Here is a 10931-nt window from a genome sequence, read left to right on the forward strand (position 1 = left end):
ATCGGTGGTGTCCTTCAGGTTGGATCTAAGCAACCCGACCCTACCGGAAATCACCGATGGCTATGAAATCCAGCTACACCACGCGCTGGGACACGATCTGTCGGCGCGCAGCTGTGTCGCCTACCGGTGGCGCATAGCGCCGTGTATTGACAACCGATAACAACCTTGACAAGAATGTCTCACGTTGTCATAGAAAGGATAACTTTCACGGGAGGCAACACACAGCGCGCACTCTTGCGTACTCCAAGCAAAGCTGTAGGCGAACTAATTCTAAAGAAAGCGAACGCACTTTGGGCGTATTTTCGTTTATTTCGACGAAGTAGCCAAGCTTCAAACTAGCTTCCGCTAGCGACAAAGAGACGCGCAAAGCAGGAAAAATACACGAACATAGGACAATCGAGCTCAGAATTATATCCCACAACACAAGTTTCTTCTAAATATAAAAATAGAGAATTTGCCAAAATGCACATGATATTCTCAGGTTATTGAGGTGATTACTGACCTATTTCCATGAAATCCATTTAGGAAGAGAAATATGATTGTTGGATACGCCCGCGTTTCAACAGAGGAGCAGAGGCTTGATCTTCAGTTGGAGGCATTGGAAAAGGCAGGGTGTCATCGCATCTTTCAAGACCACGGTCAGTCCGGACAGAATTTTGATCGAGAAGGACTGGAAAAGGCTCTCTGCAGCCTCCAACCGGGGGGCACGCTTGTTGTGTGGAGGCTCGACCGTTTGGGCCGGTCCTTGTCAGGTCTCGTGGAAATAATAGATGGCCTCGGCAGGCGAAAAGTGAACTTCCGATCAATTATGGAGAATATCGACACCCATTCGGCGGGTGGACGGCTCATGTTCCATCTAATGGCATCTCTTGCAGAGTTCGAAAGAACGATAATCAGCGAGCGCACAACGGCCGGCTTGCTGGCCGCCAGATCTCGTGGGGTCCGTTTGGGGCGACCGAAGGCCTTGACTGACGAACAGGTCCGCGAGGTCATCGACGTCATCCATCGCAAAGACGCTTGCGTACCGGACCTTGCAAGGCGGCTGAATATATCCGAACGAACTCTGCGACGCTACGCTCACTCGATCGGCCAAGGCCAGTCGAACCGCCTTCGTGTTTTGGACGCCAGCGGGACGGCTTCGGAAGACGCGTCCGACTGGGGAGAGAGCCCGAACCCTGGCTCAAATATGAGCAGAGGCGTGTGATCGTCGCCATACGTTCACCCTTCATCTGTCTCGTTCCGGCGGACCACCCTCACCGTTCACCGAACTGGCCCGAGGTGCTTCCAGATCAAGCTGACGCAGTCTGCGCGTCCCGGAGACGTCACGCACGAAGGCGACCGCCTGACTGCGAACAATCGCCTGCTTGCCGGTGTGGCTTTATCGTCGCCCGCGCTCGCGGACGGGCCGACATATGACTCCGGAAAATACCCATCGATCTGACCTTCGAAAAACATCTCGGCGGACCGTCCGAAGCAATCCGGCAGCAACACCTTGAAGGTCCCGCCCGGCCGGATGGGCTTCTTCAGGTTTCGCATCCGTCGGCATGCATCCTGGCCTCACGAGGGCGGGAACGAAGCACGTGCTGGTTTGGTTGCAACGGTCTGACATTGACAGTTGGGCCGTCAACTCCGCCATGACGCGACTGCCAAAATTAGCCGTCCCGCATGGTGCTGACATTCCCATCACCCGATCCGGCTGGTGTGTACGCCAGGCCGCTCGGACAACGCCGGTTGATGCCTGGCACTTTGATCGCGACGGCATCAAGATCACCGAAGTCTTGCCTTTCACGGTTGTGCTGGTCCCCCGAGCCCGTCGCCGCTTCCTGGTTGCGGCGCTCGCATCAGGGGATACAACTCCTGTCCATTGTCGAGGCGTACCGGCGGCCTGACGACTCCGTTCGTAATCCGCCGATAAAAGCCGCGGATGCGAGTTGTCGTGGCTTCACCATAGAGGTGCAGGCCCGCCTGGTCGCATATGTCCATGACATGGTTGAGGAGAACGATGCCGGCCCCGCGCCCCTCCGGCCGGACGCCCAAGAACAGTACATATATGTGGGCCGGATGATGCGGGTGACCGTCAGCCAGTGCCGTCATCCCCCTTATGACGGTTGGGGCGTCGTGCCCACACGAACCAAAGACTGCTTCCCTGTCCGCCGCCGCGCGCTCAGGACTGAGATCCAGGCTTTCAGGCGTGAACTTCACCGCCACACCGGCATAGTCGGCAGTGTCCGTCCGAGCGATCAGCAGTTCCGAGCCGGCGCAGTAGACCGAAAAGTAGGCAGGCAGAAATTGAGCACGGCGGGCAGGATCCGGAAACATATACCCGATGAACGGGTCATTGAAGAAAGCCTCGACAAGCGTGTCGCACGCCGGCTCAAAATCGGCCGCGGTTCCGGTGCGTACGGTTGTCTTCATAGGATCGATTCGGGTTTTCACAAGCTCACCTCGATAATTGCCTGCCAGAGATCGTCGAGGCGGATGAGGCGACATTCCCTCACCCGGCATCCGGACAGCGTTCGAAGCACCGGTTGCGAGATTCCGGGCAGTTGCTGAGTGGATGCTGTCTATCGACACTGTACTCACACCGGTGACCGCCGGCGACTACACCGGCGGTCTACGCACAAAGGCGCTGGGGGAGGACAGCACGTCGAAGAAACGGTCCAGCAGCTCTTGCTTGACATGTGGCATCACATAGATGTGGGCTTGGTCGCCCTCGCCGCTCAGGCCGAAGCGAGAAAAGACCGGGGATCTTGGACGGGCGAACCGGAGTGCGAGTGAATTTGGTGAGCGCTGGGCGTTGAGGAACGGCATCTTCTCATTCAGCTCAAGCAGACGTGAAAAGCCATACTCCGCAAGCCGCGAGCAATAGGCCGCATCGCGGACCTGATTGTCCGTCGGCCTCGTCATGAGCGCATACCATAGGATAAGCGCAGAAAGGCCATTGCGGCTGCCGGCAAACGTCGTGTCTGCGGATGCGATATAGTCCGGTCGTGACGGAGGCCTCAGGCGAAACTTTTCCTTGCTCATGTAAACACCACCCGGGAAGGGCGCGCCGAACCATTTGTGCGAGCTCGTGACGATCGAGCAGACATAGGGAAGCCGAAAGTCGAAAATCGGACCGGTCTCCTCGACGAGGCCCTGGCCACGCGCCTTCTCGAGGAAAGGCAAGTAGCCGCCTCCCAGTGCTCCATCGATGTGAATCCAGAATGCCTGCCGATCGCCCGCCGCACCGAGCGAAAGGCCGCTACGATCGAGAACAGGCTGCAAGGCCTGCCAAACCAGACCCGGGTCGTCATACGCGCCCTTGAAGGTGGTTCCGACCGTGAGGACGATCACCGGGGGATGACCACGATCAAGGAAGAACTTCACAAGCTCTGCGAGTTGGAGTGGGTCGATCGAACCATCATTGCTTGCGACCGCGAGCGGCCACGAACCGTCTTCCGTGACTGGGCATTCGCCCGGAAAGCGCCGGCTTCCGAGTTCATGAAACGTAGCCATGTTGAGCAGGGACGCACATTTCGTGACGGAATAATGAGTATCTTGCGAGCAAAAGATCACAGGCTCCGGCATCTTTTCAGTAGGCCAGATCGTTTCGTGCAGGAGGGGCTTTCCGGAAAGATAGTCACGAGCATTCCACAAGGCGAACATGGTCCCTTCCGTGGACCCCATGCTGAGAACGTAGCCCCAGTAGGAGTCGGGCACGAGAGGATGCCGTCCCTCTGCGTTCCAAAGGTCGGCAAACATATCAAGAACGATCTGCTCGAACCGCCTTGTGCCAATCGTCTTGCAGCCGGACGAGAACGGATCGCCGAGATTGTTCAGGTGGACATTGAGGAACGGCGAAAGGGCAGAATAGTCGAACACGGAATTGAACTGATAGCCGAGGAATTCCTCGCTACGACCATGCAGTTCTGACGCGAGCCTCTCAACTTTCGTCATTATGCTTTTGTCAGAATTCGTGAACTCTTCGTGTCGCAGATCAAAGACGGACATCAGCATTCCTCCAGAGTGGGAAAACGACAGGCGCGTTGGCCGGATTGAAGGGGGCGGCGAACGGTTGCCAGCCGTGTCGGTGGTAGAACCCCGTCGTGCTTCGATCGGTCGTCGCCTCGAGATAACCGGGCTGGCCCGCGGCATCCCATTCCGCGGCCATGCTTTGCATCAGCAGGGCGCCATATCCACATCCTCGACGCTCCGGTCGGACGGCGATGAAGAGCAGATACTGGTGCGGCGGAGCCTTCGGATGATGGGCCGTCAGCGCATCCATGGCGGCGACCGCGGTCAGGGCATCCACTCCGCTTGCCTCGTATACCTGTTCATCCAGCTCCGCGGCCGAAGCGTGGCTGTGCCGCAGAGAGCCCGGGTAGAATTCCGGCTCAAAGGTGACCGCGGCACCGCAAATGGACGCGCCATCGTCGCCATCGACCGCCTGAATGACACGGACCTTCCCGCAGGCAAGGGCAAGCCGGACATAGGGTGCGAAGAACCGGGGCAGATTCAGACGGCGCCGTTCTTCGGATGGAAACATGTATTGGAACAGGGGATCGTCATCGAATCCGGCTGCAAGAGCGCTGCAGACCGCCTCCATGTCGGTGTGAGCAGCAAAGCGAACCGTCGCCCTGTTTTTGAGTTGAGACTCCATCGCGTTTGGACCCTTCCTTTGACTGGGTGGAGAACCGTTAGGAGTGAAAGTAGAGGTTTGCGGCAAAGACGATCGCAACGCCCGACGCAAGCGCTAGGTAGGGCAGAACCCCGGCCCTGGGCTTTTCGAGAGCGCCCGAGGCAAGACGAAGGTCCTTCAGCATTTCGGCGGGGAACTTTCCCTTGTCCAGGACGTAGTGGCGGAACCAGAATATCGGGAGAATGAGGAGGAGTACGACGATCCCGCTCGTCAGTGTCCCCTCACCCCAGACATTTGCCCCGGCTCCGAGCAGGAAGGCATTGACGAAAGCCAGACCGACGCCGGACGCCATCAGCCAGTTGGAGCAGCGAAACGGCCGCTCGATATGGGCATTGTCGATGCGGTGGATCCAGCCGGCGTTGAGGTTCAGGAAAATGAAGACGAGATAGCAGATGTTTGACACTGCTAGTACGAACATCGAGTCCGACAGCAAGAGAAGAACGACATTGAAACCGAGATCCGTCCACATGGCGTTGGTCGGAGCGCCATTGTGATTCACTCTCCCCAGAAACCGAGGTAGCCAGCCGTCCAGACTCCCCTGGTACAAGGTCCTGGAAGATCCGGCCATCGACGTGCTGATAGCAAGCAGGAGGGCCAGTATGAGGAGGAGAAGAATGATCTTTGCGAGAACACCATTACCTCCAACCATCGCGGCCATGACGGCGCCGACGCCCGAACCGTCGACGATATCCGGAGCGGACATCCGCTCGACTCCGAGATAACCCTGAAACGCGAGCGGAACGAGCGAGTAGGCCGCAAGGCACAAGATGCCGGACCAGAATATCGCCTTGTAGGTGTCCTCCGAAGGCCGGCGAAACTCACGTGTGTAACAGACCGCCGTCTCGAACGCGTAGGAGGACCATGCCGCCAGGTATACTCCGCCGAAGAAGAGCGCCCATCCCGTGCGATCCCAGGCGCCGCTCAAGGGCACAAACGGCACAAAGTTCGCAGCCACGACATCCCCTGTGAAGAACGGTACGATGCCGATCAGGAGGAGCGGTGTCAGCGCAACGATGCCGATCACCATCTGCACTCTCGCCGCGCCAAGAATTCCACGATGCTGTACGCAAAACGTCGCGAGCAAGAGTGAGGTCGCAATCAGCGACGACGCAGTTACCCGCATCTCAAGACCGGCCTTCACGAAATCCAATCGAAGGAGCGTCAACCGATAGGTCGCGACGGCCGAGTCCGGCGGGAACAACATTGTCAGTATGTATCCAGCCGCAACGCTCGAGCCGACGGTCAGGACCGGCGTCCATGCAAGCCAGTTCGACCAGAGGGACAGAGGCGCGATGATCTTCCCATATCTGACCCAGGCGGCCGCACCATATACGGAGGCTCCGCCCGATTTGCCGGGAAAGAGCCCCGCAATCTCGGCGTAGACGAACGCCTGAACAAAGCCGAAGGACACAGAAAGGGTCCAGCAAAGCCAGGAAGGTGGCCCAACCAGCGCCGCGATCCCCCCAATCGAGAATAGTACAAGTGCGGGGACGCCACTGGCGACCCAGAAGGCGTGCTTCCAACTGATTGTTCGCAGAAGATTCGACTGGCCGGGCCCTGAGGTTTCCCGGTCCGTTTGCCCGATGCTGGTGAGATCCATCGCAGTCTCCTCTTGCAGACCCAGGTTCACGTCGTAGCGCCGACGGCGCCATTCAGCCGGCCGAACGGCCGGGGAGCATCGTCCAGATCTTGCTCGCTCGACCTTCCGTTCCGGCAAGCGTAACAAGAGGGACCCTGCGGCCCCACGAACAGACGAACCAATGTGCCCCGCGACGGGTCGACGCTTCGGGAAAGTCGGCGTCGTGTACGTGGTGCATCCCTTAGGGCTGCGACAACTGGACGACGGGCGCCACCGATTGGAATGACTGTCGGCGAGGTTATCCGCGTTGCGACGCAGAGACCGGACGTCCCTTCCGAAACCAGATCGACCCCTTTCGCGTCCCCGTCGAACCTCGTTCGGGCGCAGGTGTGTGCCGGTTTATCCGTTGGTGCCTGCCCTGAAAACCAACGGCGGCCCTGTCTTCGGGAATGTCGAGAGGAGCGCTGGCGGATGCGCCGTTTTGCAGAGGCTATTTCGAAACGCAACAACAGGTATTCCGCCGCCCGGGTACAGAAGCCACAATATTCTCGCATTGCCCACCGATCGCTCGAAGAACCGAATTGAGGTCATATTGGCTTCCCGCATCCGCTACGTATTTCAAAACAGAGTCTCGTTTTGCAGAATCGGCACCTTGATTTGCGTCCGGCAGGCAGTTCTGGAAATCTGCGCGAACCCTGCTGCTCTTTGCTGGAATGACCATCCGAATGGAGCTTGGCGAGGATCTTGCGACGACCGGGAATCTCGACAGCCAGCCCACAAACAACCTGGAACACCCCTCGTCGAATGTAAGCGCGCATTTCCATACTTGTTGGCGCGATCCGTTTCGCCGGGGTCGTTTCGGATGGATGCGTCGGACAACGCACGCGGTCTCCGTCTTGAAGTTCGACAACGAGCGTTTGTGCGGAGCAGGTTGCTGCCGATCGTGACAAGGATCAGTGCGCAGGCCGAGTCGGCGCACCCGAGCCCGCGGACGATAGGCCCGAAGGTTTTCTCGATCGTTCAGCTGCGCAGCAAAACCTGGACCCTTCCTGGTCATCGGGTCGCGGATGACCTCGATCACGAAGGAGAAGAACGGACCCACCGATCATGACCTCGTGATCATGAACACCATCGAAAACGGACGATCGACCCAGCGCCAGCCGGAAGGATTGCGTGCAGGATCATTTGTCCGCCGGGTATCGGAGATGTGAGCGACCGTCAATTGGCCACCAGTCGCTGCTCGCGCGTACCAACGGAGATTTGACGCATGCGCCAGTCGATCGTAAGCGCACAATTCCCCGCACCTGTTCACTGGACGGAGAATGAAGGAGTCTCGCTCCACAAGGGAGACTGTGGACACAATGACATTGGATATCTTGACGGACTCAGGGGGTCTTCGGTCTGTGAAGGTTCTTTCCAACGAGAAGCGGCGTTTCGATCCCGTCGAGAAAGACCGGCTGATCGACGCTGCCCTGATGCCCGGGGGCTCGGCCGCCCGTCTGTCTGGCACAGGCGCACGGCGTCAACGCCAATCAGTTACGCAACTGGGTGAAGCTTCGCCAAGCTGGCCAGGCCCAGGGTGCTTTGACGGTTGTTGCAGGGCAGGAAACGTCGGCCTTGGTTCCGGTGGTTGCAGCGTCGCCGATTGCGCAGCAGCCCGACATGCCGGCCCCGCCATCATCGGCAGGAATGCGACTGATGGCGTCTTTGCCAAATGGTGTGCGGCTTGAGCTTGAGAATGTGGATGAGCGGGCCCTATCGGCGATGATCGAAGCTCTGGGACGGTGCAATGTTCCGGCTGGCTGACGATCCTCGTGTCTATCTTCACCGGGACCCGATCGACTTTCGGGCGGGGATCAGCAGCCTGGCGATCTTGGTCGAGCAGTCGATGGGCCTGAGCCCGTTCGCGCGTGCTTTCTTCGTCTTTTGCAACTGCCGGCGCACCCGGATGAAGCTCCTGTTCTTCGAGCGGTCAGGGTTCGTGTTTGTATTGAAAGCCTTGTCCGAAGATCCGTTTCGCTGGCCCCGCCGCGAGGCGCCGGTCGTGACGCTCGATACCGAACAGTTGCGCTGGCTGCTTGACGGCATCGATCTCGACGCGATGGTGCGCCATCCTGTTCGGCAATATGAGTTTGCCGAAGCGCGTCCAAATTGGTGTCGAGAATGGTCAAAATGATCCTGCTCATCTGGTGTGCCGCAGCCGGGCAGGTGTGACTTGCCTAAATCGCTTCATGACGCTGGTCAGATGGCTCTGGCTCGAGAAGCCGCTTTCGTAAGCGACCTCGGCAATCGGGTGATCTGTTCCTAGCAACAGGTCTTCCGCGGCCAGGAGGCGAAGATTGAGGAGATACTGATGAGGCGCAACTCCAAATGATCTCGCAAAAGCGCGAAGGAAGTGACCGCGTGAGAGCTGTGCCTCTCTCGCCAACTCAGCGACCGAGATATCTTTCGCCAGGTGCTCGCGCATGTAGGCGACGACCCGCTTGGCGCTCGCTGCCGACAGGCCCGTCATTGCAGGTTTGGACGGATTCCGCTTGGCGCTCGAGTATTTGCGGATGAGATGCACGCCCAGAACTATGAGGAGGGATTCGATATGCAGGGCATTGATGGACGTTCCTGCGAGTTCGCCACTCAAGACGCGTGCGAGACGCAGCGCATTCACATCGACATGACCGAAGGCCGGAGGGCGAAGTTCCCAGGTCGCGCCGTCGAGTTCCGCAGCCGCAAGTTCGGCATAGGCGCGTTGAGCGAACGCGATAGAGACGTTCTTCTTCTCGGAGTCCCAGCGCAAAAAACGATCGATACCCGCTGGATTGATAATCAGTGTGCCGATCCGCGCATCGAAGGTCTCGACCCGGTCGCTCGCGAATGCGGACTGCATTCCTATTGACGGCGCAAGCATTACGGTGGCGAATTCCGCGTTTGAACGAAAACTCATTGATCCTGCAGGCCGGGAAGCATCAATGATGGCCCCCGACGGCGTTTCGGTGCGCTTGCCCACCGAAGCTGGAATGGAGGCGAAGATACCGCCTTCATGGTCCAGCCGCAGATCCACATTGGTGTGGTTTTCAGCTGTGCGGGGCGGTGAATGGCTTTCACACGGAAATGCATCGGTCATTGCTCTCAGTCTCCCCTGGTCGGAGAAAAACAAGATGGCATTGGCCGCCGGCATGGGTCAGTTCAATCGGAGAAGGAGATTGAAACCCGGCCTGCAACCCTTTTGGTCTTCGAATCCGTCACCGCGCGGAGAACCCGTTGCGTGAACAAACCGTGCACCCTTAAAGGTGTCGCGCGTCAGCAATCCCGTCGCATCGTCAACGACGTTGATGCCTTTCAGGAGGGAGCTTGAGATAATGTTGGACCTGGCGCCTGCCAGGCACCATGAAGTTGCATGAGAGGTCTGCGACGATGTGGTCGAGGAGATGCTCTTCGCTCGCCGTGATGAGGATGCAACCGTCGCGCTCACTACCTCCACGAAGGACATAGAGGCCAGTCCGGGCATCGATCTCCACCGTCAGCGACGAACCGACGCATGCGTCGATGGCGTGCTGAGGATCGTTGTCGCTGGACAGCGCCAATAGCCCGCTACCCGTCTCGCTGCCATTGCCAAACAGCAGACCGATCTCTGCCCCGAGAATGCTGAGTCTGACGACATGGGTCCTCCCGTCCGGATCCGACGAAGACGGGCGCCCGTCTGCAGGGACCCGCAGGGGGCGCGCTTTCCTTCGTTGCTCGGCAATGCTTCCGGGGGCCGTCTTGCGTCGGGAGAAACCGGGAGAGCGCCCACTCATAGTGCATCTCCCACCCACCTGCCGGCGGGACCGACGGACAAAACCAAGGCACACAGGAAAATCCCGAGAAGAGGTTCAGCGCGGATCAGGCATCGGACGACGATGCCAGACACGCCGCCGACAAACAGACGCAAGCAAGAAGCCTCGCGACAGGACCCACTGGGAACCAGCGGCAACTCCAACGCTTTGCCGCGCCTGGGGCCCGCGATTGTCGCCGTCGCAGGAGCCCGTTTGGACCACATCACCATCAGAATCGCACGAACCGCCCGGAAGCGACGTAACGTACTGTTATTATTGCGTAATCCCTGTGACAAAATCGGTCGGTTAAGACATAGGTGTTTCGCGACGCAAATCAATGGTCATGCTGGCCATAAGCCATTGTTTCTGTTGAAGCCCGTTATCTGCGCCATGAGGACTTTCGCCACAGGACAGAAGGGACCCATTTTGTCAAGCAACAAGTTGAGTGACCGGACTTTGGACAACCGAGACGTGGTGTGGGGTAGCAACCCTCTCATCGTGTCGATGCGATGTCTGCGATCACCGAAAGGCGAGTAGGATGATTGTTGGATACGCCCGCGTATCGACGGATGAACAGAAGCTCGATCTGCAGCTTCAGGCGCTGAAGGCCGCTGGATGCGAACTCATTCTCAGCGATCAGGGCGAGTCGGGAGCCCAGTTCGAAAGAGCCGGTCTCGGTGCGACCCTGGTACAACTGGGGGCGGGTGACACGTTGGTGGTCTGGCGCCTCGACCGGCTCGGACGCTCCCTCTCGGCACTCGTTGGCCTTCTTGAGCAACTGGGACGGCGCGGCATCGCTTTCCGCTCCCTGACCGAAAGTATCGACACAGGTTCATCTGGTGGACGATTGATGTTCCACATG

General features: G+C 58.7%; 10 protein-coding genes. 4 read left to right on the plus strand and 6 right to left on the minus strand.

Going from position 1 to position 10931, the window contains the following annotated elements; genetic code table 11:
* The first annotated feature begins 535 nt into the window (after positions 1–535).
* A complete protein-coding gene (locus NHF53_RS22680) occupies positions 536–1204 on the plus strand; it encodes a recombinase family protein (RefSeq protein ID WP_252836223.1) in 669 nt (222 codons plus the stop codon).
* A gap of 581 nt (positions 1205–1785) precedes the next feature.
* Here NHF53_RS22680 and NHF53_RS22685 read toward each other — a convergent pair.
* From NHF53_RS22685 to NHF53_RS22700, 4 genes are all read right to left on the minus strand, one after another.
* Positions 1786–2415 (minus strand): GNAT family N-acetyltransferase, encoded by a 630-nt coding sequence (locus NHF53_RS22685; RefSeq protein WP_252836224.1) that lies wholly within the window; start codon positions 2413–2415, stop codon positions 1786–1788.
* Positions 2416–2601: 186 nt separating this feature from the next.
* A complete protein-coding gene (locus NHF53_RS22690) occupies positions 2602–3993 on the minus strand; it encodes a pyridoxal-dependent decarboxylase (RefSeq protein ID WP_252836225.1) in 1392 nt (463 codons plus the stop codon).
* Positions 3980–4708: a GNAT family N-acetyltransferase gene (locus NHF53_RS22695; protein WP_252836226.1), complete on the minus strand. Its 729-nt coding sequence runs from the start codon at positions 4706–4708 to the stop codon at positions 3980–3982. Before NHF53_RS22695 ends, NHF53_RS22690 begins: the two co-directional genes overlap by 14 nt.
* Positions 4680–6281, minus strand: coding sequence for an APC family permease (locus tag NHF53_RS22700; protein ID WP_252836227.1), 1602 nt, complete (start codon positions 6279–6281; stop codon positions 4680–4682). The genes NHF53_RS22695 and NHF53_RS22700 overlap by 29 nt, the downstream gene beginning before the upstream one ends.
* A gap of 1046 nt (positions 6282–7327) precedes the next feature.
* Here NHF53_RS22700 and NHF53_RS22705 point away from each other — a divergent pair.
* Together NHF53_RS22705 and tnpB are read left to right on the plus strand one after the other, a co-directional pair.
* A complete protein-coding gene (locus NHF53_RS22705; RefSeq protein WP_252836228.1) occupies positions 7328–7471 on the plus strand; it encodes a hypothetical protein in 144 nt (47 codons plus the stop codon).
* A 578-nt stretch (positions 7472–8049) separates the two neighbouring features.
* Positions 8050–8436, plus strand: coding sequence for an IS66 family insertion sequence element accessory protein TnpB (tnpB, locus tag NHF53_RS22715; protein ID WP_252836229.1), 387 nt, complete (start codon positions 8050–8052; stop codon positions 8434–8436).
* A 6-nt stretch (positions 8437–8442) separates the two neighbouring features.
* Here tnpB and NHF53_RS22720 read toward each other — a convergent pair whose 3' ends face one another.
* Both NHF53_RS22720 and NHF53_RS22725 read right to left on the minus strand, forming a co-directional pair.
* Positions 8443–9378: a helix-turn-helix domain-containing protein gene (locus NHF53_RS22720; protein ID WP_252836230.1), complete on the minus strand. Its 936-nt coding sequence runs from the start codon at positions 9376–9378 to the stop codon at positions 8443–8445.
* A gap of 196 nt (positions 9379–9574) precedes the next feature.
* Positions 9575–10051 (minus strand): hypothetical protein, encoded by a 477-nt coding sequence (locus NHF53_RS22725; RefSeq protein WP_252836231.1) that lies wholly within the window; start codon positions 10049–10051, stop codon positions 9575–9577.
* 556 nt (positions 10052–10607) lie between these two features.
* On the opposite strand from NHF53_RS22725, the gene NHF53_RS22730 reads away from it, so the two are divergent.
* On the plus strand, positions 10608–10931 hold a 324-nt coding region (locus tag NHF53_RS22730; protein ID WP_252836232.1), incomplete at its 3' end, for a recombinase family protein.

Origin of the sequence: Ciceribacter sp. RN22 (assembly GCF_024054295.1) — a bacterium.
GTDB lineage: Bacteria > Pseudomonadota > Alphaproteobacteria > Rhizobiales > Rhizobiaceae > Allorhizobium > Allorhizobium lividum.